Origin of the sequence: Chryseolinea lacunae, from assembly GCF_016735595.1 — a bacterium.
Taxonomy (GTDB): Bacteria; Bacteroidota; Bacteroidia; order Cytophagales; family Cyclobacteriaceae; genus Chryseolinea; species Chryseolinea lacunae.
The window spans coordinates 42,868-67,719 of sequence record NZ_JAERRB010000001.1 but is presented as its reverse complement, the minus strand read 5'-3'; the positions used below and the strand labels follow the sequence as shown (position 1 = coordinate 67,719).

20 protein-coding genes and 1 tRNA gene are annotated in these 24,852 nt (G+C 52.6%); 12 read left to right on the top strand and 9 right to left on the bottom strand.

Annotation, left to right across the window (positions count from 1 at the left end):
• The first annotated feature begins 9 nt into the window (after nucleotides 1-9).
• Together JI741_RS00270 and JI741_RS00265 are read left to right on the top strand one after the other, a co-directional pair.
• Complete coding sequence (locus JI741_RS00270; protein WP_236675803.1) at nucleotides 10-1,143, top strand: DUF4974 domain-containing protein; 1,134 nt, start codon at nucleotides 10-12, stop codon at nucleotides 1,141-1,143.
• 77 nt (nucleotides 1,144-1,220) lie between these two features.
• A complete protein-coding gene (locus JI741_RS00265; protein ID WP_202006600.1) occupies nucleotides 1,221-1,589 on the top strand; it encodes a hypothetical protein in 369 nt (122 codons plus the stop codon).
• 144 nt (nucleotides 1,590-1,733) lie between these two features.
• On the opposite strand, the gene JI741_RS00260 is transcribed toward JI741_RS00265, so the two are convergent.
• Complete coding sequence (locus JI741_RS00260; RefSeq protein WP_202006599.1) at nucleotides 1,734-2,954, bottom strand: DUF763 domain-containing protein; 1,221 nt, start codon at nucleotides 2,952-2,954, stop codon at nucleotides 1,734-1,736.
• Nucleotides 2,955-3,295: 341 nt separating this feature from the next.
• On the opposite strand from JI741_RS00260, the gene JI741_RS00255 reads away from it, so the two are divergent.
• From JI741_RS00255 to JI741_RS00240, 4 genes are all read left to right on the top strand, one after another.
• Entirely contained in the window at nucleotides 3,296-6,613 is a 3,318-nt protein-coding gene (locus JI741_RS00255) for a SusC/RagA family TonB-linked outer membrane protein (protein WP_202006598.1), read from the top strand.
• A gap of 7 nt (nucleotides 6,614-6,620) precedes the next feature.
• Nucleotides 6,621-8,225 (top strand): SusD/RagB family nutrient-binding outer membrane lipoprotein, encoded by a 1,605-nt coding sequence (locus JI741_RS00250; protein WP_202006597.1) that lies wholly within the window; start codon nucleotides 6,621-6,623, stop codon nucleotides 8,223-8,225.
• An 86-nt stretch (nucleotides 8,226-8,311) separates the two neighbouring features.
• Nucleotides 8,312-9,400 (top strand): alkaline phosphatase family protein, encoded by a 1,089-nt coding sequence (locus tag JI741_RS00245; RefSeq protein WP_202006596.1) that lies wholly within the window; start codon nucleotides 8,312-8,314, stop codon nucleotides 9,398-9,400.
• Nucleotides 9,401-9,565: 165 nt separating this feature from the next.
• A complete protein-coding gene (locus JI741_RS00240; RefSeq protein WP_202006595.1) occupies nucleotides 9,566-10,897 on the top strand; it encodes an MFS transporter in 1,332 nt (443 codons plus the stop codon).
• 1 nt (nucleotide 10,898) lies between these two features.
• Here the strand turns inward: JI741_RS00240 and JI741_RS00235 are convergent, their stop codons facing one another.
• Nucleotides 10,899-11,666, bottom strand: a complete 768-nt coding sequence (locus JI741_RS00235) for an AMP nucleosidase (protein WP_202006594.1) — start codon at nucleotides 11,664-11,666, stop codon at nucleotides 10,899-10,901.
• A gap of 118 nt (nucleotides 11,667-11,784) precedes the next feature.
• Between JI741_RS00235 and JI741_RS00230 the strand changes: the two genes are divergently transcribed.
• Nucleotides 11,785-12,228: a type I restriction enzyme HsdR N-terminal domain-containing protein gene (locus JI741_RS00230; protein WP_202008065.1), complete on the top strand. Its 444-nt coding sequence runs from the start codon at nucleotides 11,785-11,787 to the stop codon at nucleotides 12,226-12,228.
• 25 nt (nucleotides 12,229-12,253) lie between these two features.
• Here the strand turns inward: JI741_RS00230 and JI741_RS00225 are convergent, their stop codons facing one another.
• From JI741_RS00225 to ald, 4 genes are all read right to left on the bottom strand, one after another.
• A complete protein-coding gene (locus JI741_RS00225; RefSeq protein WP_202006593.1) occupies nucleotides 12,254-12,976 on the bottom strand; it encodes a superoxide dismutase in 723 nt (240 codons plus the stop codon).
• Nucleotides 12,977-12,988: 12 nt separating this feature from the next.
• Entirely contained in the window at nucleotides 12,989-13,441 is a 453-nt protein-coding gene (locus JI741_RS00220; protein WP_236675802.1) for a hypothetical protein, read from the bottom strand.
• Nucleotides 13,442-13,532: 91 nt separating this feature from the next.
• Nucleotides 13,533-14,675 (bottom strand): chromate transporter, encoded by a 1,143-nt coding sequence (locus tag JI741_RS00215; protein WP_202006591.1) that lies wholly within the window; start codon nucleotides 14,673-14,675, stop codon nucleotides 13,533-13,535.
• 260 nt (nucleotides 14,676-14,935) lie between these two features.
• Nucleotides 14,936-16,051, bottom strand: a complete 1,116-nt coding sequence (gene ald / locus JI741_RS00210) for an alanine dehydrogenase (RefSeq protein WP_202006590.1) — start codon at nucleotides 16,049-16,051, stop codon at nucleotides 14,936-14,938.
• A gap of 93 nt (nucleotides 16,052-16,144) precedes the next feature.
• Here ald and JI741_RS00205 point away from each other — a divergent pair, with 93 nt between their 5' ends.
• A complete protein-coding gene (locus tag JI741_RS00205) occupies nucleotides 16,145-16,522 on the top strand; it encodes a gamma-glutamylcyclotransferase (protein ID WP_202006589.1) in 378 nt (125 codons plus the stop codon).
• A 71-nt stretch (nucleotides 16,523-16,593) separates the two neighbouring features.
• Entirely contained in the window at nucleotides 16,594-18,999 is a 2,406-nt protein-coding gene (locus JI741_RS00200) for an alpha-ketoacid dehydrogenase subunit alpha/beta (RefSeq protein ID WP_439647546.1), read from the top strand.
• Between the two features lie 91 nt (nucleotides 19,000-19,090).
• On the opposite strand, the gene JI741_RS00195 is transcribed toward JI741_RS00200, so the two are convergent.
• The gene (locus JI741_RS00195; protein WP_202006588.1) at nucleotides 19,091-19,969 is read right to left on the bottom strand and encodes a hypothetical protein; all 879 of its coding nucleotides are present in this window, start codon (nucleotides 19,967-19,969) and stop codon (nucleotides 19,091-19,093) included.
• Between the two features lie 33 nt (nucleotides 19,970-20,002).
• Between JI741_RS00195 and JI741_RS00190 the strand changes: the two genes are divergently transcribed.
• Nucleotides 20,003-20,992 (top strand): phenylacetate--CoA ligase family protein, encoded by a 990-nt coding sequence (locus JI741_RS00190; protein ID WP_202006587.1) that lies wholly within the window; start codon nucleotides 20,003-20,005, stop codon nucleotides 20,990-20,992.
• Between the two features lie 282 nt (nucleotides 20,993-21,274).
• On the opposite strand, the gene JI741_RS00185 is transcribed toward JI741_RS00190, so the two are convergent.
• Nucleotides 21,275-22,009: an outer membrane beta-barrel protein gene (locus tag JI741_RS00185; RefSeq protein WP_202006586.1), complete on the bottom strand. Its 735-nt coding sequence runs from the start codon at nucleotides 22,007-22,009 to the stop codon at nucleotides 21,275-21,277.
• A gap of 139 nt (nucleotides 22,010-22,148) precedes the next feature.
• On the opposite strand from JI741_RS00185, the gene JI741_RS00180 reads away from it, so the two are divergent.
• Nucleotides 22,149-22,225 (top strand) — tRNA-Arg (locus tag JI741_RS00180).
• A 459-nt stretch (nucleotides 22,226-22,684) separates the two neighbouring features.
• Nucleotides 22,685-23,533: an aminotransferase class IV gene (locus tag JI741_RS00175; protein ID WP_202006585.1), complete on the top strand. Its 849-nt coding sequence runs from the start codon at nucleotides 22,685-22,687 to the stop codon at nucleotides 23,531-23,533.
• A 295-nt stretch (nucleotides 23,534-23,828) separates the two neighbouring features.
• On the opposite strand, the gene JI741_RS00170 is transcribed toward JI741_RS00175, so the two are convergent.
• Nucleotides 23,829-24,524, bottom strand: coding sequence for a hypothetical protein (locus tag JI741_RS00170; protein ID WP_202006584.1), 696 nt, complete (start codon nucleotides 24,522-24,524; stop codon nucleotides 23,829-23,831).
• Between the last annotated feature and the right edge of the window lie 328 nt (nucleotides 24,525-24,852).

Here is a 24,852-nt window from a genome sequence, read left to right as displayed (position 1 = left end):
CTCTTCTGGATGCCGCAAGTCGTCCAGTCCCAGTCGGTGGAAAAATTTTCGCCGCATGGCTATTCCTTTTCCTTTCATGGCCAAACGTTTCAGCAGGTCGTGCACGAACTGGAGCGCGTGTCGGGTCTTCACTTTATTTATAGCACCGACAAAATCGCGATGGACCATCGCGTCACGTTGTCGGTCCACAACCGCTCCATCGAAGAAGTGCTGGTGCTGTTGGGCAAGCTCGTGAACTTGTCGTTCAAGGTGCAGGGAAAATATGTCGTCATCAAAACACTCACGCCGGTGTTGGCCATGCCTTCACAACCTTTTGTGGAGAAGGTGCTGAAGCCTGCCAACAACAGCATCATGCCCAGTGCCCCCGAGCCTGAATCAACCACCGACGAAGCGTTTCTTCACCGATGGACCGGCGACAACAGTACCGACTATTCTACCGCTACGCTGGACCGTGACCAACTGGAAACCGATCTGCAAAACCTTCAGGTATATTTTAATGCGGCCACGCTGCGCAATGTGCCGGCCCGCTACATCAACAAGATTACACGGCGCAACAAGCTTGGCTGGTTTGCCAGTGGAGGTTTTGTGTTGAACGACTATTCGGTGGGTGCCGAATTTCAGGCGGGCATGCGTCCGTTCTATGCGGTGCTGGGTGCGGCATGGATGAGCGACAGCAAGTATAAGGGTTCCTATGGTGTGGGTTCGTCGCTGCACATCAAAAGAAATTTTTCGGTGAACCCCGTCATCTCGTTTTCGCCGATGACCGAAACCACCAGGACCACGTCTAACTTCTATGGTCGCTTTGTAGAAGAAAATGTTCGCATCACCGCCGCGCACTGGCAAATGAAATGGATGGTGCAATACACCATCGGTCGCAACCTGAACCTGCGCGCAGGCCCCACCTTTAATCGGCTCACCACAACGTTCGACTACCAGGATGTGACCATCGGCCACTATGAAAAGTCGGGTGTGGTGGCGTTGCCGTCCAGAGGCGTGAGCGGGTCGTATGACCGTCAGCCCGAAACCGTTGTCACCAAAGTGATCATCATCAATCCCCGTCGCCTCGACTACCAGGCCCTGCAACATTGGGTGGGATGGGAGGCCAGTATTTCCTACCGCATAAATTTTTCGGGCCGCCGATAGTGGCAAGACATCTTTCACCTGTCTCTTGGATGTGAGCGAGTGCCACAGCATATCCAAACTTTAAAACAGATTGACCGGTGAACTTACAAACACATTTGAGAGATGCCGTCTGGATCCTCTGCACGTTTGCAACGATGGGACTTTGTTTTGCTGTTCAGCAATGGGAAGACAGAAAATTTTCCGTCGCGTGCATCACGGCGGAAGTGCAAGGCCTGTATAACCTCGACGAGGTGCAGGCGCGCCTGATCCAACAAATCAACTACGATTTTTATGATGAGGTTTCCAAAGCTTCGATACACCATCTTTTTGATGAACAGAAGTGCGAACAGGAAATTGAAACGTTAACACAAAAAAAGAACGCGGCGGTTATGAAGGTTGTGAAGCAAGGGGAGAAGCGGGGAGCGAAAGAATGGGTTGTGGAGGTTAACCACCGGCAGTTCAGATAGCCCGAGGGTGCATTCGATAACGCAAAGGGCTCTGTGTTTTTTCTTTGCGTTATCGCACCTTCGTGGTTGAGATGGATTTGATAGAACTGATTTGTTGAATGCTGACATCGCTACAAATACGCGACCCAACAGTCAACGACGTGGTTAGAACAGATTCAATTGATTATCAGAAGGCGGCTTTGCTTTTCCAAACACAGTGCGGCCGCCATACTTGTAGGACTCCGCCCGTTCCTGGGCAATCACTTTGGCGAAGGCTTCTTCTTCGGGTTCGAAATTTTTCTCCATGCGTTGTGCCACCAGCGTCAGGCTTTTGATGGCCGCTTGTTTATCCTGATCGCCGATCTTTGCTTTCTCTACCGAAGTCTTTAATATCTCGATGGTCTCGTCATATACTTTTGTGGGCACGGGAAACGGGTGACCGTCTTTGCCACCGTGCGCAAACGAGAACCGCGCGGGATCGGTGAAGCGCGACGGTGCTCCGTGAATGACTTCGCTCACCAACGCCAGCGATTGAATGGTGCGCGGCCCCACGCCCTCCAGCAACAACAACGATTCGAAGTCGGGCAGGGCACGTTCCTGCGCGAGGGTCAACACAGCACCCAGTCGTTTCAGGTCAACATCTTTCGACTGCACGTCGTGGTGCCTGGGCATAACGAGGCGCTGAATTTCCGGCAGCATGATGGCGGGTTTCTCTTTCACAATTTCCAGCATCGAGGTTTTGGCGTGTGCGGCGCCGGTGTCGGCGAGGTTCAGAATCTCACCCTGATTTTTTCCATAGATGAAGGTGTGCGGATTTTCGACAAACGACTTCACCTGCTCCGAGTGCCAGTGATAGCGCCGCGCCATGCCGCTGGCGTCGTTCATGCCTTGTTGCACCACGGTCCACTCGCCGGTGTCGGTCACTACAAAGGTGTGTAGGTAAATCTGGAAGCCATCCTGAATGGCGGTGTTGTCTACTTTGGCGGTGAGCTTGCTGGACCTGACCAGCGCATCACCATTCAACCCAGTTCTTTCCGAAAGCTGCATCAGCTCCAGCGGTGTCTGCCGCGAATGCCGTCCCTTGCCACCACACACGTAAATGCCCAGGTCTTTAAACATCGGGTTCACGGCCTTCTTCAACGCGCCCATCACCGACGTGGTGATCCCCGACGAATGCCAATCCATGCCCAGCACACAGCCAAAGGCCTGAAACCAAAACGGATCGCTTAACCGGCTCAGCACGGCCGACTTCCCATATTCCAATACAATCGATTCCACAATCGCCCCGCCCAACGCGCTCATCCGCTGCGCCAGCCATGGCGGCACCTGCCCGTAGTGCAACGGCAGATCGGCGGACCGAACACTATTAAAATGCAATTTGGGCATACAGAAATATAACCGGTTTCACTCCACAATACACACGCCTCACCAAAAGAATTCCATCAAAAGCCAACCTCTTCCCGTGCCATCCATGTTACCCCACAATATCCATCCTTAACCTTCCGGTAACCTCCGAACCCGTCACCACCATCACAAAAAAAAACAAAGGTGACTACCATTCAACATCTCGCGGTCGTGCATTCACAAACGGTTCATTTCCATGTCCAATGGTAAACGACAGATAACATTCTTCTAAACACCACGTGAAGGCAAACCCCAATCTTTGACTGCCGGATGAGCCCCGCCAAACGGTGGCCACCGCGCAGCAACCTTAACCACTTTACTGTATGAACCAACCTTTACTAAGGAAAATCATTTCTTTAGCAACATCCTCCCGTCGTGCGTGGCTTTTCGCCGCGACATGGCTGTTCGCTGTTTGTGCCTATGCACAGACATCGGTAACCGGTCAGATCATTTCCGGCGAAGACAATTCGCCGTTGCCCGGTGTAAACATTCTTGTGAAAGGAACCTCACAAGGCACGATCTCCGACGCACAAGGCCGCTATGCCATCAACGTTCCCTCGGGCGACGCAACCCTGTTGTTTTCGTTTGTGGGCTATGTTGCACAAGAAGTTCCGTTGGCCGGGCGCACGGCAGTAGACGTGACGTTGGCCAGCGATGCCACCCAACTCAGCGAAGTGGTGGTGACCGCCCTTGGTGTTGAGAAAGACGCCGCCAAGATCGGCTACTCGCAACAAAAGGTGCAGGGTGCCGACCTGGTGAAGGCACGCGAACCCAACGCCCTCAACTCGCTGGCCGGCAAAGTGGCCGGTCTCACCGTTGGTGCCTCTTCCGAAATGATGGGACGCCCGCAGCTGGTGTTGCGTGGTGAAACAGATGTGCTCATTGTTATTGACGGCGTGCCCGTGGTGAGCGACTCCTGGAACATCAGCCCCGACGACATCGATACCTACACTGTATTGAAAGGACCCAACGCCGCCGCCCTCTATGGCTCGCGCGGACGCAATGGCGCCATCCTCATCACCACCAAACGCGGTACAAAAGACAACCGCGGCATTGCCATTGAGTTCAACTCGAGCACCATGGCCAGCAAAGGCTTCCTTACCATACCCGATGTGCAAAACGAATACGGCCCCGGCGAATACAACACCTACCGCTTTGGCGATGACGACTTCGGACAGAAGAACGGCTACAACCAAAACGACTATGACGTGTGGGGACCCCGCTTCAATGGCCAGCTCATTTCTCAATACGACAGCCCCATGGATCCGAACACCGGTGTGCGCACGGCCACTCCCTGGACGGCACGCGGCAAGAACAACCTGCAACGTTTTCTCCAGACCGGCATCCTGTCTACCAACAACATCGCCATCGCTGGTTCGACCGAGAAGTCTGACTTCCGGGTGTCGGCAACGCAAACCTATCAACGCGGCATTGTGCCCAACACGCAGCTCAACATCACAAACTTTAACGTGTCGCTGGGCTACAACTTCACACCCCGCCTGCGTTTTGAGACCAACCTCAACTACAACAAACAATACACCGACAACTTTCCCGATGTGGCCTATGGCCCCAACAGTATCATCTACAACATCGACATCTGGGCCGGTGCAGACTGGGACATCAACGATTTGAAAAACTACTGGCAGCCCGGCAAGGAAGGTATTCAGCAACGCAACTTTGAATACATCCGCTACAACAACCCCTGGTTCTTTGCCAACGAGTGGCTGCGTGGTCACCACAAGACCGACCTCTATGGTTTTATGGCCCTGAAGTATGATCTCACCGATTGGGCCAAGGTGGCCGTGCGCACGCAAGTGACATCGTGGGACCTGATGCGTTCGGAGAAGTTCCCGTATTCGGCTTCGGCCTATGGTCGCGACCAGAAACAAGGCGACTATCGCGAAGACAAGCGCAGCCTGTTTGAAAACAACACCGACATCATGATCAGCGTTGATAAGGACATCACACCCGCGTTCAACATCACCGGTCTGGTGGGCGGCAACCTGAGAACGTATCAATACAACTCGTCCTATAACACCACCGACTATTTGAGCGTGCCTGGTGTATACAACTTTGGTAACTCGCTGAACCTGGTGAAGTCTTATAACTACACAGCACCCATGCAAGTGGCCAGCGGCTACTACTCGCTCGATCTTTCGTTCCGTCACTATGCAACCCTGTCTACCACCGGTCGTCTTGATAAATTCTCGACGTTCTATTCCGGCCACAACACCGGGTTCTATCCTTCGGTGAGTGTGAGCACAAGCCTGAACGAATACATTCCGATGCCCGAAGTGATCTCGTTGTTCAAACTGCGCGCATCCTATGCCAACGTGAAGAGCGCCTTCACCGACGCCAACAGCGGCCCCGCATGGCAGGCGGCTGGCTATAGCAATCCGTTGGAATATGGCGACACCTACAGCACGTCGTATAACGGTCCGCTCTACAACAGCAACACCTACTCGCTCTATCGCGCACACAACCTGCCCGCAGCAGACTACACTAAGGTGCTTGCCTCAACAACATTGAAAGCCAGCGCCAACTCTTCTAAGGAAATTGGTGCCAGCATGAAATTCCTCGACAACCGCATTGGCTTTGACCTGACCTACTTCAACGCCATTAACGGCCCGGGCATCGTAACGTCGCAGTGGTCTGAAGCATCGGGCAACGAAGGCGGACGCATCAACGGCATCAAGACAGAGAAGAAAGGCTGGGAGATTACCCTCAGCGGCACGCCCGTGAAAAACGCCAGCGGCCTCACGTGGAATGTGCTTGCCAACTGGTCTACCTATGTGGAGCGTTACAAAGAATTCTACGACGGCGCTACCTCGCTGAACGGAGCCTACATTCCCGGTGCCGATGCGCGCATCGAGTATAAAATCGGCGACCGTGTTGACGGCAACTATGGCTACAAGTTCTACCGCGATGCGAACGGTGAAATCATTCACAAAAACAACGGCGATCCCTATAAGGACAACCTGGTGGCGCAAAACCTTGGTCACTTCAACCCCGATTGGGTGTGGAGCGTGGTGAACACCGTGAGCTACAAAAACTTCGCCCTCAACTTCCAGTTCGATGGTCGCGTGGGTGGCGTTGGTGTTGACTATGTGTATAAGAAATTGTTGCAGGGTGGTCGCGAGATCTCTACAGTGGAAGGTGCCTACGGCGCAGCCCGTCTGGCCGAGTGGGAAGCCAACAAAGAAAACAATCACAACGTGAGCCCTACACCAACCTACATTGGCGACGGTGTGATGCTGGCAGCCAACTCGCCTGCTCCGGAAGTTGACCCCGTGACCGGTCAGATCACAAACTACAGCGAACTGAAGCTGGTGCCCAACACATCGCCCTATTCGTTGCAGGATTACCTTGGCACCGAAACCAAGTTTGACGAACGCACGCTGATCAGCAAAACGTTCACCAAGCTGCGCCAGGTTACGATTACCTATACCTTGCCTGCCACCGTGTTGAAGAACACTGTGTTTCACTCGGCCAGCGTGTCGCTGGTGGGTCGCAACCTGTTCTACTTTGCCAAGCGCAAGGACATTGACTGGGATCAATTCATAGGCACCAACACATCGTCGCAGATTCTGGCGTCGCCCACGCTGCGCAGCTATGGTGTAAACATTAACTTAACTTTCTAATTCGCACATGAGACCTTTTCAAAAGATATTTACCGTAGCCCTGACCGTTGCCTCGCTGGTGGGCTGCCAGAACTACGACGACCTGGTGAAGAACCCCAACCTGCCCGAGTCGGTGCCACCATCGCTGTTGCTCACCGGCGTGCTGGAACACATGAACAATCAGAACGCCTGGAGCGGCAAGCAGGGATCGCAGAGTGCTGCCCAGTTTTATCTGAGCACCTACGACTATTACGGCACCAACAACTATGATCAGACACCGTTCACCAAAACCGAAAACAACTTCGAGTATGTGGGCACGCTGTCGAACCTGGTGCAGATGGAACTGGAAGCCAAAAAGGGCGCGTCGATTGATCGCAATCCCTATGCGGCCTTGAGCAAGTTTCTGAAGGCCTACTACTTCAACCTGATGTCGCAAAAGATGGGTGACCTGCCGTTGTCTGAAGCGCTGCAACGCTCGGACAAAACGACTCCGAAGTATGACACGCAAAAAGAAATCTACATACAGATTCTTAAGTGGCTCGACGAAGCCAACAGCGACCTGTCGGCCATCATTGCCACCAACAACGCCGGTTGCGTGGGCGCCTATTGCACCGGCATCACAGGTGATTTCTACTACGGCAACAGCCTGGCCTCGTGGCAACGTGTGGTGAACTCGTTCACCCTCCGTGTGCTCATCAGCCTCAGCAAGAAGGAAGCCGATGGCGACCTGAACATCAAACAAAAATTTGCTGCCATTGTGAACGACCCTGCGAAGTATCCGCTCATGGAGAAGCTCGCCGACAACCTGCAGTATGTCTACAACTCGACCTACAATCCGTATCCAAAAAACCCCACCAGCCAGGGCCGCGATGCACAACGCGAAAATGTGGGCTCGGCATTTCTCGACCTCACCACGAAGCTGAAAGATCCGCGCACGTTCATTGCCGCCACGCCTGCACCCGCACTGCTGGCTGCCGGCAAAACGTTCGACAGCTTTGACGCGTATGCCGGTGCCGAAGCAGGCCTGAGCATGGGCGACCTGGGCAACAACGCACAAGGTGGTAAGTATTCGTTCATCAACGCCTTGCGCTACTATGCCGACTTCAACGGTTCGAAAGCAGAGCCGTCTATCATCATCGGCTATCCTGAATTGTGTTTCAACATTGCCGAAGGCATCAACCGCGGCTGGGCCGGTGGCGACGCCGAAGCGTGGTATCTGAAAGGCATCAACGCGTCGATGAACTTCTTTGGCATCAGCGAAGGCAGCGCCATCACAGTAGCCAACAACCTGGCCACGCAAGTGTATGGCACCATCACCGTATCACTCACCACATACCTGGCGCAGCCCGACGTGAAATACAAAGGCGGCCCCGATGGCCTCACGCAAATTCTGAATCAGAAATACATTGCCTTCTGGCAGAACTCGAACTGGGAAGCGTTCTTCAATCAACGCCGCACGGGCGTGCCGGCCTTCTCGCAAGGCGCAGGCTCGGGCAATGGCAACAAGATTGCTGTGCGCTGGCAATATCCTGTGGCCGAGGCAGCTGCCAACCCCACGAGCTACAAGCAAGCCCTGGACCGCCAGTTTAGCGGCGAAGACGATCTGAACGGAAAGCTCTGGATCATTCAATAGTTGGCCTTATAATCTTGAAGTGTAGCCCAAAAAAGGGCTACACTTTTTTTATCTTCCTGTTACACTTTTACAAGCAATCAAAAAAGATGAAAACCTGGATAGTGATTTTTATGTTGACAACGGCGCTGTGCTACGGCCAGTCGAAACCGAAAACCGAAAACGTTGTCCTCATCACCCTCGACGGCTTTCGCTGGCAGGAGATGTTTGGCGGTGCCGACTCGTCCTACATGAAGCAGCAGCAACACCTGAAAGACGATCATGTGAAAGAAAAATACTGGAAAGACAATGCGGCCGACCGTCGCAAAACGTTGTTCCCGTTTGTGTGGAACACCATTGGCACACAAGGCCAGTTGTATGGCAACCGCACCCTGGGAAGCAAGGTGAACGTGACCAACCAGATGTGGTTTTCCTATCCGGGCTATAACGAAATTCTTACCGGCAAGCCCGACGACGAGCATGTGAATTCAAACGACAAGAACTACAACGCCAACACCACCGTGCTGGAGTTTGTGAACAAACAATCGGGCTTCAAAAACAAAGTGGCCGCCTTCACGTCGTGGGATGTGTTTCCCTACATCATCAACGACAAGCGCAGCGGCGTGTTTGTGTCTACCGGCGCCACAGAGATTAAAGGCGACAAGCTGAACGATCGCGAGAAGATGATGAACCAGCTCATCACGGCTATACCCAACCCGTTGGGCGATGTGCGCCTCGATGCCTTTACCTTCTATTATGGCTTTGAATACCTGAAGCGCGCCAAACCCCGCGTCATGTTCTTTGCCTTCGACGAAACCGACGACTTCGCCCACGGCGGCGAATATGCAGCCTACCTCAACGCCGCGCACGCCACCGATCGCTTCATTGGCGAACTGTGGGCCTACCTGCAAAGCGACGACCAATACAAAGGCAAGACCACCCTCATCATCACCGTTGACCACGGTCGCGGCCCCACCGCGCAAACCTGGAAAGACCACGGCATCAAAGTGGCCGAAGCCGATCAGATCTGGCTGGCCGTGCTGGGCCCCGACACCCCGGCGCTGGGCGAAATGAAAGGCGAAAGCCAGCTCTATCAATCCCAGGTGGCCCGCACGTTGGCGGCCTTCCTCGGACTGGACTTCAAGAACGACAACGAAAAAGGTAAGGTCATCTCCTCGGCCTTGAAAGGCAATCCATAGTGTTCATTGTTTTAGCGTTTATTTTGAAAAGCCCCGGCCTGCCACGCCGGGGTTTTGCTTTTTGGCACAGACCGGCAAAAGTTATAAATTTGGTTTCGGCGAGTCCCCACCCACCTCGCGCGCCACGTCCCCATCCTGAACCAAACCGGAAGGGGATTTTTGTATATGAACGGAACCACAGCACCTTCCCTGAACAATCCGAAAACCATCCGCGCCTGGTATATGTATGACTGGGCCAACTCGGTCTATTCGCTGGTCATTGCCACCGCCATCTTTCCCATCTACTACAAGGCCGTGGCCGTGAACAACGGCAGTGATATGGTGACCTTTCTGGGGTTCACGTTGCAGAACTCGGTGTTGTATTCTTACGCGCTGTCGTTTTCGTTTCTGGTGGTGGCGCTCATCCTGCCGTTGCTGTCGGGTGCGGCAGACTATACGGGAAACAAGAAAGTGTTTATGAAATTTTTTGTGTGGTTGGGAAGTCTCGGCTGCATTGGCCTTTATTTTTTCAACGATGTGAGCTTGCTGGGGTGGGGCATCTTCTGTTCCATAGTGGCGAGCATCGGCTATTCGGGCAGCCTGGTGTTCTACGATGCCTTTCTGCCGGAGATCGTGACCGAAGACCGCTATGATGTGACCAGCGCCCGCGGCTATTCTATGGGCTACTACGGCAGCGTGCTGCTCATGATCATCTGCCTGCTCCTCATCATGAATGCGCAAGCGCTGGGCTTTCCCGGCACGGCTGGCGAAGCGAGTTTGCTGGCGACAAAAACATCGTTCATTCTGGTGGGCTTGTGGTGGATCGGATTTTCACAAATACCCTTCCGGCTGTTGCCCGACAACCCCTACAACCGAAAGCCTACCGGAAACATCTGGACAAAAGGCTACGAAGAAATCCGCACCGTGTGGCAAAGCCTCGACCAGCAACCGGAATTGAAACGTTATCTGTTTGCATTCTTCTTCTACAACATGGGCGTGCAGTCGGTGATGTATCTGGCCACCCTGTTTGGCACCGACGTGTTGAAACTAAAAGACGACAGCCTCATTGCCACGGTGGTGATCATTCAACTGGTAGGGGCGGTGGGTGCCTACCTGTTTGCCCGCGTGTCGCGCACCACGGGCAATCGCAATGCGTTGCTCATCATGATTGTGATCTGGGTTGGTATATGCATCTCGGCCTACTTCATCGCTACCGAATATCAATTCTTTGCGCTGGCCTTTGTGGTGGGCATGGTGATGGGCGGCATTCAATCGCTTTCGCGCGCCACCTACTCCAAGCTCATTCCGCAGAGCACACAAGACCACGCGTCCTACTTCAGCTTCTATGACGTTACCTACAACCTCTCCATTGTGTTTGGAACGTTTTCGTATGGCCTGGTAGACCAGCTCACGGGCAGCATGCGCTACAGTGCGCTGGCCCTGGCCGTGTTTTTTGTTGCAGGTTTCCTCATTCTGGTGACCGTGAAATCAAAAGAAATTCAGGCGGCCCGCGCGTGAGCTAATAGCGAAGGTGTTTCACCGTCATGCCGTTGTTGATGAGCTGCTTCAGCGAGTCGATGCCGATCTTGAGGTGTTGCTCCACATAGTTTCTGGTGACCACGGTGTCGCTGGCTTCGGTCTTCACGCCTTCGGGCACCATGGGTTGATCGGAGATGAGCAGTAGGGCACCCGTGGGAATTTTGTTGGAGAAGGCCGTTGAGAAAATAGTGGCCGTTTCCATGTCGATGGCCAGCGCGCGGATTTTGCGCAGGTAGGCTTTAAACTCTTCGTCCCATTCCCACACGCGGCGGTTGGTGGTGTAGACGGTGCCCGTCCAATAGTCTTGTTTGTGATCGCGTATGGTGGTGGAGATGGCTTTCTGCAGGGCAAACGCAGGCAGAGCAGGCACCTCGGGTGGAAAATAGTCGTTGGATGTTCCTTCGCCCCGGATGGCGGCAATGGGAAGCACAAGGTCGCCGATGTCGTTTTTCTTCAGGCCACCGCACTTGCCCAGAAACAACGCGGCCTTGGGTTTGATGGCGCTAAGGCAGTCCATAATGGTGGCGGCGTTGGGGCTGCCCATGCCGAAGTTGATGATGGTGATGCCTTCGGCGGTGGCGCTGCGCATGGCGCGGTCCCGGCCGTTCACGGGAACGTTGTGCCATTCGGCAAACATGGTCACATAGTTATCGAAATTGGTCAGCAAGATGTACTCTCCAAAGTGACTCAGCGGTTGCCCGGTGTAGCGCGGCAACCAATTCTCTACAATATCTTGTTTCGTCTTCATGGTCTAAAGTAATAAATAAGCAGGAAATCCAGTGGTGGAAAACACACGGGGATAAAAAATAAATCCTGCGCCGCAGCCGGCATGGGTTGGCGCATAAAAATTTGGTTTCTTTGTGCCCATGGTCCAGCTCAACCTTCCGTCTTTCGAATACGTCCTCAAGCAGGAAGAAGGTAAAGTGTTGATCCTCGACATCATCCGGAAAAAATACCTGATGCTCACACCCGAAGAATGGGTGCGCCAGCATTTCCTGAACTACCTCATCCAGAACCTGCGCTATCCGCGTTCGCTCATCAAGGTGGAGGGTGGCCTGCAGTTTAACAAGCTGCAAAAGCGTTCCGACATTGTGGTGTTCAACCGCCAGGGCAATCCCTGGATGGTCATTGAATGCAAGGCGCCCGACCTCACCCTCAGCCAAAACACCATTCGCCAGGCGTCGGTCTATAACCACACCCTTCGCGCACAATACGTGGTCATCACCAACGGCCTTCAACACATCTGCTGCGTTACCGACTGGACAAACAACACCACGCAGGTGCTGGCAGAAATGCCAGCCTACGAATAGAAAACTGAGAGAAAAAAGTTGTGTATTAAACGAGCTTCAGCGCCAGGTTGAATCGTGCGGCAGCATTGTCCCAGTTTATGATCGGAAAAAGATTGTCGACAAATTCGGCTCTGCGGTTTCTGTATTTCAGATAGTAAGAATGTTCCCATACATCAATAACGAGGATGGGAATAACACCCCACTGCGTCAGCTTTTCATGGTTTTCGCATTGGAGCACCGTGAGCTTTTGTGTGTAGGGTTGATATCCCAGAATGCCCCAGCCGTTGCCGTCCACGCCTTTCGCAGTCTTGCCGATCAGCACTTTAAGTTTGTCGTAGGTGCCAAAGTCTTTTTCGATTTGTTTCAGCAAGGCTCCCGATGGATCGCTTTTTTTATTGGTGAGGTTGGTCCAGAAAATCGTGTGGAGGATGTGCGACGACAGGTGGAACGATAGTTTTTTTGTCCAGTAATCAACCGTGTCGAGGCTGTTTTCGTCAAGCGCTTTTTTGATCATGGACAGATCTTTGTTGGCCGCTTTCACGGCATCGCCATGGTGAAACGTGTAGTGCAGGTGAAGCGTTTCCTGATCCATGGAAGGTTCCAGAAACGTTTCGCTGTAGGGCAGGGGCTGCAAGGCGAAGTTGCCATCTTTGTCGGTTAATGTATCGAGTCCCGTTTGTTGCAGGCTTTGGGCAAAGACGGCATTCTGGGGCAGAAGGGTTGCACCCGAAAGGATAGCCGAAGTCTTTAGAAAATCATTCCTCTTCATAGTGGTAAAAGGTTAGTGTTTTGAGAGTGAATCGAGCAGGGGTGTGAGTTTCAGGAGAATGTTGTCGCGCAAGATTTGGAAGTCGTCGTTCGCGGCGCGCACGTGTTGCCAGCTGAGAGTTTTGCCATCGCCGTGAAGCGTTGGGGGAAAGCTGTAGAAGAGAATAACGTGTTGTGCTGCGTCCACATCCTGCTGTGAAAGTTTGGAGGGAACAAAGGTGCTGTCTAAAAGATTGTCGGCGGCGAGCAGCGTTTTGGTCTTTGGCGAAAGGGTGGCATCGGGGTTGGTGCCCCGGGCCACGGCCTGCCATGGAATGTTTTTGGCTTTCGCCAGTTTGTTAAAATAGGTTGCGGCAATCACACTCTTGGCCGAACCATGCTCGCACACAAAGACGATGGTCTTTGTCTGTGCACGTGCTGCGGCGGATGCGAAAATACAGAGACATAAAATTCCGACCATTTTCATAAGCGTGGTGTTTTGGTTTTCGGATACTTACTGCTGCGGGCAACAGTGTCATACTATTTTCAGCGCACTTGCTTCAAGACTGTTTAGCGGTTTAGAAGAGTACAAGTTTCAGCAGGATGCCGATGGCTGCGGCAACCAGGATGACATAGGGCTCCTGAAGTTTTTTGAACTTGAAGAGAATGGCCACGGTGCAAAGGGCGATTAGCATTGTTGGTACATCTACCAGCGTGCGCTTTCCCAACACCAGCACGGCACCGGCTATGGCGCCGATGGCTGCGGCCGTCACGCCATCCACAAACGCTTTGATGGCCGGGTGTTTTCCATACTTCTTGAAATAGGGCGCCGGTATGACGGTGAACAAATAGCACGGCAAGAAAGTAGCCAGTGCAGCCACACACGCGCCGGGAACACCGGCCACCAGATAGCCAATGAAACCCACCGTGATCACCACCGGCCCTGGCGTGATCATGGCCACGGCCACCGCGTCGAGAAATTGTTGTTCGTTCAGCCAGGCATATTCTTTCACCACGCCGCCATACAAGAATGGAACAATGGCCAGTCCGCTACCAAACACAAACGCGCCTGCCTTGGTGAAGAACCACGCGATCTCCCAGAGTTTTGACTCCGTGGCAAGGGGCTGAAGCTGAAGAAAGATGGTAGGCACAATGCCGTTCACTCCGGAGCTAAGCCACTTTGGTGGCGACTTGGCAAACCAAACGGCCAGTCCTCCCAACAAGATCACCCACAGAATTTCTTCTTCTGTGACAAACGTAGTCACGGCCAGCACAATGAAAATGGCCCACAGCAATTTGTCTTTTCCCAGGCTCTTGGTGGTGAGCTTATAACTTCCCATAGCAATGATGCCAATCACCGCCGCGCCCACACCATAGAAGATCGCCTGCATCCACGGCAGGCCACCATACAACACATAGGCATAGCCAATGCCAAGCACCATGAAGAACGACGGAAGCACAAACGCTACACCCACAAGCGTGGCACCGAGCAAGCGATAGTGCACATAGCCGAGATAGATGGAGAGCTGTGCGGCCAGCGGACCGGGCGCAAGTTGTGAAAGGGCCAGCCCTTCTTTATAGTCCTCTTCGCTAAACCACTTTTTGTCTTCAACAAGATCGCGGTGCATATAACCCACCAGGGCCACCGGACCACCAAAGCCCCAGGTGCCAAGTTTCAGAAAGTAAAGAATCAGGTCGTTGAGCGAATAGGTAGGAGCCATAGGGTTGAAGAGCGTTTAGGGTTTGTGTGGTTTGGTTCACAACACTACAAAGACCACAACCGAAAGTATAGGATGAAATTTACCTTTTGTACGGGATTTACTTTTCGCCAAAAGATTTTGATTTTTTCGGGTGAAGGTTCCGTTGCTCAATGAAGGTAATGCGGATTGCCGATAACACAAAAGGTGCTGAAAAAGAAGAAGGCCATCCACCGGAGCAGACAGCCTTCTTTATCAAAACAAAAAAAATAGAATAGAAACGGTTATTGCAGGAATTTCTTCACGTCCACATAGGGGAGGGAGAATGCATCGGCCACGGCTTTGTATACCACTTCGCCCTGGATCACATTCAGGCCGTTGCGCAGCTCCATGTTTTCCTGCGATGCTTTTTTCCAGCCCTGGTTGGCCAGGCGGATGGCATAGGGGAGAGTGGCGTTTGTCAACGCCAAGGTTGACGTATAGGGAACAGCGCCGGGCATGTTGGCCACACAATAGTGCACCACGTCGTCGATGATGAACGTGGGGTCTTCGTGTGTTGTGGGGCGACACGTTTCAATACATCCGCCCTGATCTACGGCCACGTCTACCAGCACGGTGCCGGGACGCATCGACTTCAGCATGTCGCGTGTGATGAGCTTGGGTGCTTTTGCACCGGGCACCAGCACACCGCCGATGATGAGGTCGCAATCTTTTATCATTTCACGAATAGTATATTCATTCGACACGATGGTGTGCACGTTCTTGGGCATCACATCGTCGAGGTAGCGAAGACGGTTCAGGTTGAGGTCCATGATGGTGACGTCGGCGCCCATGCCCGCGGCAATCTTGGCGGCGTTTGTGCCCACCACACCACCGCCGAGAATCAACACCTTGGCAGGCTTCACACCGGGCACGCCGCCCAGCAAAATGCCACGACCTTTCAAGGGCTTCTCCAGATATTTTGCGCCTTCCTGAATGGCCATGCGACCGGCCACTTCAGACATGGGCACCAGCAACGGAAGGCTTCCGTCGATGCGCTCCACGGTTTCGTAGGCAAGGCACACAGCACCGCTCGCAATCATGGCTTTGGCCAGGGGCTCGTAGGATGCAAAGTGAAAATAGGTGAACACCAGCTGATCTTTGCGAATGAGATTGTATTCCTGTTCAACAGGCTCTTTCACTTTCATGATCATTTCGGCCACTGCAAAAACACCGGCAGCATCCGCAATGAGCTTTGCACCCGCGGCAGCATACTCCTCGTCGCTGAACCCGCTGCCAACACCGGCCGTGGCTTGCACGTGCACCGTGTGGCCGCGCTTCACCAGCTCCTGTGTGCCCGCAGGCGTGAGGGCTACGCGGTTTTCATTATTTTTGATTTCTTTGGGAACACCTATTATCATAATAACACCGTTTTTTAACGGCTGCAAATATAGCAACAAGCGTTGCCAAAGCTTGAACGAGCGATCGTTTTTTTAGTAACCACTTCGATTACCATGACCGAAACCGACCTGTTTGCATTCTATGGTTCATTGCGACGCGGCATGGAGAACTATAACGTGTATGCAGAACACCTCCAATACATTCGTACAGCAGTGGTGAAGGGCTATGCCTTGTATTCGCTGATCGACTATCCCTATGCAGTGAAAACCGACAACCCCAACGATCTGCTGGTGGTGGAGCTCTTTGCCATTGCGGATCTGCAGACGAAACAAATCATACACGAAATGGAACTTGATGCCGGATATATTTTTTCAACCCTCACCTTGACCGAAGGAAAAATCGGGATCTATACCTTCGCTACGGCAGGCGAAGGCGATGCGCATGTGCCCGGCGGCGACTGGGTGGTTTACCACAGAACTTTTGGTTTTTGATTCTAAACGGTAATGCCTATTTTTGATTTTAACTACTGTTTTATCTTTCAACCCCTAGAAATTTGAGCGCAATCAAAGAAGCAAAGGTAAAATTCTCGCAGGCCAGGGTGAAGGAAATTCTGGCAGACTATCGTCTGGCCGTCGAGAGTCGTGAGGCAAGCATCATCGGGCGCAGAGAAGTGTTCATGGGCAAAGCCAAGTTCGGCATCTTCGGCGACGGCAAGGAGCTGGCGCAAATTGCGATGGCAAAAGTTTTTCGCCAGGGCGATTTTCGCGCGGGCTACTACCGCGACCAAACGTTCATGTTTGCCATTGGCGAACTGACCGTGCAACAATACTTCGCACAACTTTATGCGCACACCGATGTGGTGGCCGATCCTGCCTCTGCCGGGCGGCTCATGAATGGCCACTATGCCACGCGCTTTCTGGACGACGAAGGCAAGCTGAAAAATCTGGTTGAAAACAAAAACAGCAGCGCCGACATATCACCCACGGCAGGGCAGATGCCACGCTTGCTGGGCATGGCCTATGCCTCAAAACTGTTTCGGCAGAACGAAGGCCTTCGCGAATTCACAACACTCTCTGATCACGGAAACGAAATTGCCTTTGGCACCATCGGCAACGCGTCTACTTCCGAAGGCATGTTCTTCGAAGCCGTGAACGCCGCCGGCGTGTTGCAAGTGCCCATGCTCATTTCGGTGTGGGACGATGAATATGGCATCTCGGTGCCACAGGAATATCACACCACCAAAGCCAGCATCTCCAAAGCCCTCGCAGGGTTGCAGCGCACCGAAACCGAAAAAGGTTTCGAGATCATTACCGTGAAAGGTTGGGACTATGCGGCCCTGATGGAAGCCTATCAGAAAGCAGAAAAAATCTGCCGCGAAGAACACGTGCCCGTGTTGTTTCATGTTTATGAAATGACACAACCACAAGGTCACTCTACCTCCGGATCGCACGAACGCTATAAAACAAAAGAACGACTCGCCTGGGAAGCCGACCACGACTGCATCCGCAAGATGCGTGAGTGGATCATCTCGGATGTGATGATTCTTCCCGAAGAAATAGACGACATCGAACGCGAAGCACGACAGTCGGCCAAGCAAGCCAAAGAACGCGCCTGGAAAGCGTTTATGGACGACGTGCGGAAAGACCAGCGCGTGGTGACCGAAATGCTGGAGCGTGCAGCACAACAAAGCACCCACCACGGCGAAGAAATTGCCCGCGTGCTCGAAGATCTGGCCAAGGCCATCAACCCCACACGACTCGAAACCATGCGCGCCGCCAAGCAAACGCTGCGGCTCATACACCGCGAAAACCTGGCGGCCAAAGAAGAACTGGTGCAATGGCTCAAGAACTCGGAAGCCGACAATCACGATCGCTACTCGTCGCACATCAACAGTGTGTCGGAAGAGTCGGCGTTGAAAGTGAAACGGGTAGATCCCACATACACCGAATCGTCGTCGTTCATCGACGGACGCGAAATATTGCAAGCCTGCTTCGACGCTGCCCTCACACGCGACCCGCGCGTGCTCGCCTTTGGCGAAGACGTGGGCCGCATCGGCGACGTGAACCAGGGCTTTGCCGGTCTGCAAGCCAAACACGGCGAGCTGCGCGTGACCGACACCGGCATCCGCGAATGCACCATCATTGGCCAGGGCATCGGCACCGCCTTGCGCGGACTGAAACCCATTGCCGAAATTCAATACCTCGATTATTTTATCTACGCCCTGCCAACCCTGTCAGACGACCTGGCGTGTTTGTATTACAGAACCAAAGGTGGCCAGAAAGCACCGCTCATTGTGCGCACACGTGGTCACCGTCTGGAAGGCGTGTGGCATGCGGGCTCGCAAATTGCCATGCTGCTCAGCACACTGCGGGGCATGTACATCATCACCCCGCGCAACATGACGCAGGCTGCCGGATTCTATAACACCATGTTGCGTTCCGACGATCCTTCGGTGATCATTGAATGCCTGAACGGCTACCGTCTCAAAGAAAAATTGCCCGACAACATCGGCGAGTTCACCGTGCCCCTGGGCGTGCCTGAAATTCTGCGCGAAGGAAGCGACGTCACCATTGTTACCTACGGCTCTATGTGCCGCGTGGTGATGGAAGCTGCCGAAGAGCTCGAACGCTTTGGTGTGCAATGCGAAGTGATTGACGTGCAAACGCTCTTGCCCTTCGATCTGCACCACGCCATAGTGGAGTCGGTGAAGAAAACAAACCGCATTGTGTTTGCCGACGAAGATGTGCCCGGTGGCGCCACCGCATTCATGATGCAGAAAGTGTTGGAAGAACAGGATGCCTATCAATACCTCGACTCAAAGCCGGTAACCATCACAGCTAAAGAACATCGCCCGGCCTATGCGTCAGACGGCGACTACTTTTCGAAGCCCAACCCCGAGGAGGTGCTTGAAAAAGTATACGCCATGATGACGGAAGTGGATCCTGGGAAGTTCCCTTCGCTGTATTGATAGCTGTCTGCACGCGCGGAGATAAACTGAAACGCTATAAAATGAAAGAGCCCCGACCTGTCGGGGCTCTTTTTTGTTGACGAATATTTTTTTATCGACTGATGTCTGTGAGCGTGAAGTCGCCCGTGTCGATGATGTTGCTGGTGTGGAGGCCGCGGTCGCGAATGCGTATCTTAAGTTTGAGGGCTTTGCCCGCAAAGATAGACGAGATGCCCGCGCTGACCATGGCATAGGTGAGCTTGCCTTCCAGCGGTCCGTTCTTTGACGACAGCTCAGGGAAGCGTTGGTTGAATGAGATGCTGCAAAACTCCTTGCGCCAGTCGTAGATCTGATAGTCGGTGTTCTCGTCGCCGGTGTTGTCTACGCGCACATAGAAGGCCACTTCGATGTTTGCATAGTTGGGGTTTTGGCGATAGTAGAATGTGTCGAGCAGCAGGAAGATGCGGGGGAAGCGTGGGTCGGCGCTGGTTAGCGTATCGATCACTTTATAGTTTTTGTTGTCGAAAATGGCGCGGTCGGGTTCGTTCACATAGAGTGTGTCGTAGGTGAAGTTTTCGAACGGGCAGTTGGCGGCCGGGTTAAACTTGGGCAGGTAGGCATAGGCCGGATCTTTCGGCGTGCGCACGCTCACTAATTTTCCGGTGGCACCGTTGGGCACTTCCACCAGGGGAGGAAGGTTGTCGTAGAGCGCGTTCTTGCCCAGTGCAATGGTGTCGCCGTTGTTGGCGAGATAGAGATTGATGTCGTTGTATGGACTTCCGATCGCCGACGACGAAAGACCGAGGTCGCCGTCGCCATCCTTGAAATTGATCGTTACCACCAGCGAATCCTGCACGCCCTGACCCTTCACGAAATAAATGTCTCCCTCGTAGGTGATCTGAGGAGCGATAGGCAGATCTGGCGGACTGAAACAAGCGCCCGCGATCAACGCCGAAAACCCAAATAATAATGCCCCTTTTATTGCTTTCATCTGTACATTTGACCCGGTCAAGTTAAGTAACGCTTGGAGACTTTTAAAAGTTTTGAATCAAAATTATATACGCTAAACGACGAATCGTTCGCGGATATTGCGTTGCAACTGTTTCGTTTCCAAGCGGTTCATAACCCAATCTACAGATCGTTTATCACCCACCTGGCGATCGACATCAACCGGGTGACCACGCTCGAGGCCATACCGTTTCTGCCCATCGCGTTCTTTAAATCGCAATTGCTTCAAACGGGGGAGTGGTCTCCCGAAGCGATATTCACCAGCAGCGGCACCACGGGCAGTGCCACCAGCCGGCATGATGTTCATGATCTGAACTTCTATCTCGCGCATGCACAGCGGTGTTTCGAATCGTTCTTCGGGCCGCTCACCGACTATAATTTCCTGGCGCTGTTGCCGTCTTATCTCGAACGCAAGGGCTCGTCGCTCATTGCCATGATGGACCACTTCATCCGCCAGAGCGCGTCGCCGTGGTCGGCATTCTACCTACACGACGTAGACAAAATGCTGCGCGACCTCGACACCCTGCGAAGCAATGGACGAAAGACCATTCTTTGGGGAGTATCGTTTGCGCTGCTCGATTTGGCCGAACAGTTTCCCCGCGACCTGAGCCCGTTCCTGATTTTTGAAACCGGGGGCATGAAAGGACGGAAAAAGGAAATGACCCGGGCCGAGCTGCACACCCGGCTCACCAGGGCGTTTGGTGTCGATAAAATCTATTCCGAATACGGCATGACCGAGCTGTTGTCGCAGGGCTACACGCGGGGCGGAAACACGTTTTGGTGCCCGCCAGCCCTGAAAGTGGTGGGGCGCGACCTCACCGATCCGCTTCAAAAGGGGTTACTTCACGAAACCTGCGGCATTAATGTCATCGACCTGGCAAACATACACAGCGTGGCATTCATCGAAACAGAAGACCTCGGCAAAGTATACCCCGACGGTTCGTTCGAAATTCTGGGACGGATGGACAACAGCGATGTGCGCGGCTGCAACCTCCTGATCCAGTGAAACGGTCGCCAGGAGGCCTGAATTCTAGGGTAGCGGATTTGTTTTGTTTAGGAAGAATTCTATTTTTGTTTTACCAAAGCCATTAAAATGAAAAAGATTGTAGCCTTCGTGCTTTTAGCAGCTTTCATCTCTGCATGCAGCCAGTACACCTGCCCTACGTACACTAAAAAGGACGTACCTGCTAAAAAGAACGCAGAACAGAAGATCTGATCTTCTGTTCCGGTTTCCTTTTATTCTTGTAATTCTTAAGACTTTTCTCGGTAGGAAATTGAAGGCTCGCTCTTAGAAGCTGGCGAGCGATATGCCTATTGTCATCGTATTGAAGTCGTTGAACGTGCCGCTGTCTTTCAAGCCTTTGCCTTTCTCGAACAACGGTGTCAGATTATAATAGCCAAACAAGCTGAAGTTGCCAAAGCCTATGCGACCCGTGAGGCCATAGCGAATTTTGGTGAGGTTAAAATCCTGCTTGTCTTTGATCTTCTTGGTTTCGCCATTTTCGCTGTATTTGATCTTTGTGAAAGAGTCAAACAAATAACCAATGCGTCCACCCACGCCGATTTTAAAGCTGCGTGCAGGGTCGTCGGGATTGAGCGTGAACCGGATTTCTGCAGGGATTTCGAAGTAGTTGGTGATGAGCTTCGAGTTCTTGATGGACGGATAGCCTGCGTTGGCAGGCGCAATCATAGAAGGCTCAGGGGCCGTCGCGTTGGCATAGTCCAGCACATAACTATTCTTGAATTTATAGCGCTCCATGCTAAAGCCCACGCCGGGCACAAAGCTGAACTTCGATTTCAGAATGCGGAACTCATACTGATAATATACATTGAGCGTGCGCGAGCCCCAAAGACCAAGGCTGAAGTCGCCAGGAGCGCTTAGACCGCGATTCAAACCCAGTTCCAGAACAAAGGCGCCGGGTATATCCGGACGGGCCGTCTTTTTGGTCGCGGTGTTGACCTGGCTGATGGCCGCAAAGGAAATTCCCGAAAGAATGACGATACACGCTAATTTTTTAATCATGAATAAGTTTTTCAGTAAATAAAGGCTCAAAAATAGCTTTTTTGTTGGCAGAGCAAAACCGTTTTATTTTGTTGAGTGAAATAATTCTTTACATTTGCACTCCAATTTTCACACCCACACACGCAAATGTCCCTTACTTGGGCCTGTAGCTTAACTGAATAGAGCATCTCACTACGGATGAGAAGGTTCGGGGTTTGAATCCCTGCAGGCCCACCAGCATCCCGATCGACAAACGTTGATCGGGATTTTTTTTGTCAAAGCTACTCCAATGCCATGGGATCACGAGGGGCCGTGCGGCATGCTATGCGCGTACGAGTAATCCCTGCAGGCCCACCAGCATCCCGATCGACAAACGTTGATCGGGATTTTTTTTGCTTCGGCGTCTCCGAAGTTTGGGATCACGAGGGGCGCCCCCTCCAAAACTCCCCTAAACAATCAAGGTACCTAGAACGTCTGACGATCTTTTTTATTGGAAGGATCATCATTCATTCGCATTCAGTTTTTCCTATGTCGGTTTCAGCTATGGGATGGAGGCTGGGCGTATTTAGTTTTAGGGTTGTGTCAGATTCCTTTGGTGAAATACTATAAAGCAGACAAAAGCCATTGTTGGTGTGCTGAAGTTTCCCGATCAAAGGATTGTTTTATTCGCGAGGTTTGCACGAACTTTCTGCGGTCATGTCATCACTAGCACCCTACATCTTTGTTCGTGGCGAAATTGTGCCTGCCGAAAAGGCCGTTCTCCACGTGAGTGATCTCGCCATCCAGCGCGGTTACGGTATCTTCGACTTCTTCAAAATTCAGGACGGGCATCCATACTTTCTTTCCGACTACCTCGATCGCTTTTATGCATCGGCCGCGGTGATGCGGCTGGAAGTTCCCTGCGATCGGGCTGCGCTCACCGCCATCATCCATGAGCTGATCGCCAAAAACAATGTGCCATCGTCGGGCATAAAAATGATTCTTACGGGCGGCTACTCACCCGATGGCTACCAGCCGTTTGAACCAAACCTTGTGCTCACACAGCAAGCGCTCACGTTGCCCACACCGGCACAGGTGGAGCAAGGAGTCAAAATTATTACACACGATTTTGTTCGGGACATTCCAGCAGTGAAGACCATTAACTACTCGATGGGCATCTGGCTCATTGAGAAAATTATGCAGCAGCAGGCAGCGGATGTGCTCTATCATCGCGATGGCAAAGTTTCGGAATTTCCGCGGTGTAATTTTTTTATTGTGAAGCATGACAATACGGTGGTAACGCCCGTGGGGAATGTTCTTCGGGGGATTACGCGTAAGAATATTCTTAGTCTCGATGGTAAGCCATGGCGTGTGCGCGAAGGGGATGTTTCTTTGGAGGATGTTTATGGTGCGAAGGAGGCGTTTCTCACCAGCACAACGAAGCGGATTGTTCCGATTGTTCAGGTGAACGATCGGGTTATTGGGGCAGGGAAGCCTGGGGATGTTTCGTTGTTGCTTTTGAAGGGGTTGAAGGCGTTGGAGGTGGAGGATTTTGAGAGGGGGTAGAGGGGGCTTCTGTTCGAAGAAGGAATTCTGTTTGAAGGTTTGGTGAGATAGGTTGGTGTTTTGCGTGTTTTTTTTGTGCATTTCATAGCTTCGCTCATGGCCGCTGGGCCTCGCATATCCCCATCAGGGCTAGATACGATCCGCACATGCCATTGCCAGGCCAAAGATCGTATCAGGCCTGATGGGGATATGCTGGAAGATGGTGTGGGTGCCGGTGTGGGAAGTGTGAGAGTGAGTGTGTGGTGAGTGTATGTGATCGATATGGTGCGCTAGCTTTTTTGTCTGTACGGTGCTACTAAAAAACCTCAATGTAACTCTGTCCTCTAAAATCCTTGGAACTGAAGATGTCTAAAGCGACAATGGCGAGAATTGCTTTTGCGCGCTGCAACAATGCGGCTCTGTCGGCCATCGAGATAACAAGCGTTAACTGATCACCTCGTTTTGTGATTGTGAATCCCAGTCCCGCAAGGCAAGGTAAGTCGTCCTTGGCAATGATGTCTTCTTTCAGAAGAGCACTCAGGCCAGGTATGGTCATCTTCAGACCTGCTTTGTATCTTCTAATGTTTATCGATACGCCTTCTTTAAGAACAATCCGAACACCTTTTAGGAGTCGCTGCATCAAGCGTTGCAGATGTTGATCCACGATTTCACTGTCAGGTCGGTTTGGTTTCCCTTGGTCATCCAGGTGTTTTAGTTCCCGGTGATGTTCCAGGATTTTGTTTTTAAAATACTCGCTAACAACGTTGTTGCCCCCAGGCGAGATCAGTTTCCCGCTGCTGCGGATGAAAGCTTTCAGCATTTGCTTTCTGTCAAAGAGGGGATCATCCAAAACCCTTAATGTGTGAAGTTGCCGGCCTACGCGCTCAAGAGCCTCACGGTGGTAGTGGGCACTCAAATACTCTTCACAAACAACAGCATCCTTTATCAGCCGCTCAAGACTGGCCTGCTCTTCCTCTAATTTCGCGATAAGAAGGTCAAGATCCCTATTCATAACAGTCACTCGTCAACGTGAGTTTTGTCCAAGTTACCCCGGCCAACCCCTCATCACCACCCCCAGAATTCTCAACGGCCGATTTTCCACGTATTCCTAAAAATAAAACTTCCCACCAAACATCCACCCAAGCATCAAGCCGAAAATCTCCCCCCACACCCTCACACCCCACACCCAGGCCACCCACCCACACCGCCCTTCCAGCATGTTCCCATCAGGGCCTGATCCTATCTTTGGCCTGGCAATGGCATGTGCGGATCGGATCTAGCCCTGATGGGAACATGCGAGGCCCCCGCGGCCATGAGCGGAGCTATGAAATGCGACCGAA

What these genes read in the sequence shown, in the direction of transcription:
- JI741_RS00270 (WP_236675803.1), top strand. Translation starts at nt 10, where the DNA reads ATGCCGCAAGTCGTCCAGTCCCAGTCGGTGGAAAAATTTTCGCCGCAT.
- JI741_RS00260 (WP_202006599.1), bottom strand. Translation starts at nt 2,954, where the DNA reads ATGCCCAAATTGCATTTTAATAGTGTTCGGTCCGCCGATCTGCCGTTG.
- JI741_RS00255 (WP_202006598.1), top strand. Translation starts at nt 3,296, where the DNA reads ATGAACCAACCTTTACTAAGGAAAATCATTTCTTTAGCAACATCCTCC.
- JI741_RS00250 (WP_202006597.1), top strand. Translation starts at nt 6,621, where the DNA reads ATGAGACCTTTTCAAAAGATATTTACCGTAGCCCTGACCGTTGCCTCG.
- JI741_RS00245 (WP_202006596.1), top strand. Translation starts at nt 8,312, where the DNA reads ATGAAAACCTGGATAGTGATTTTTATGTTGACAACGGCGCTGTGCTAC.
- JI741_RS00240 (WP_202006595.1), top strand. Translation starts at nt 9,566, where the DNA reads ATGAACGGAACCACAGCACCTTCCCTGAACAATCCGAAAACCATCCGC.
- JI741_RS00235 (WP_202006594.1), bottom strand. Translation starts at nt 11,666, where the DNA reads ATGAAGACGAAACAAGATATTGTAGAGAATTGGTTGCCGCGCTACACC.
- JI741_RS00230 (WP_202008065.1), top strand. Translation starts at nt 11,785, where the DNA reads ATGGTCCAGCTCAACCTTCCGTCTTTCGAATACGTCCTCAAGCAGGAA.
- JI741_RS00225 (WP_202006593.1), bottom strand. Translation starts at nt 12,976, where the DNA reads ATGAAGAGGAATGATTTTCTAAAGACTTCGGCTATCCTTTCGGGTGCA.
- JI741_RS00220 (WP_236675802.1), bottom strand. Translation starts at nt 13,441, where the DNA reads ATGAAAATGGTCGGAATTTTATGTCTCTGTATTTTCGCATCCGCCGCA.
- JI741_RS00215 (WP_202006591.1), bottom strand. Translation starts at nt 14,675, where the DNA reads ATGGCTCCTACCTATTCGCTCAACGACCTGATTCTTTACTTTCTGAAA.
- ald (WP_202006590.1), bottom strand. Translation starts at nt 16,051, where the DNA reads ATGATAATAGGTGTTCCCAAAGAAATCAAAAATAATGAAAACCGCGTA.
- JI741_RS00205 (WP_202006589.1), top strand. Translation starts at nt 16,145, where the DNA reads ATGACCGAAACCGACCTGTTTGCATTCTATGGTTCATTGCGACGCGGC.
- JI741_RS00195 (WP_202006588.1), bottom strand. Translation starts at nt 19,969, where the DNA reads ATGAAAGCAATAAAAGGGGCATTATTATTTGGGTTTTCGGCGTTGATC.
- JI741_RS00185 (WP_202006586.1), bottom strand. Translation starts at nt 22,009, where the DNA reads ATGATTAAAAAATTAGCGTGTATCGTCATTCTTTCGGGAATTTCCTTT.
- JI741_RS00175 (WP_202006585.1), top strand. Translation starts at nt 22,685, where the DNA reads ATGTCATCACTAGCACCCTACATCTTTGTTCGTGGCGAAATTGTGCCT.
- JI741_RS00170 (WP_202006584.1), bottom strand. Translation starts at nt 24,524, where the DNA reads ATGAATAGGGATCTTGACCTTCTTATCGCGAAATTAGAGGAAGAGCAG.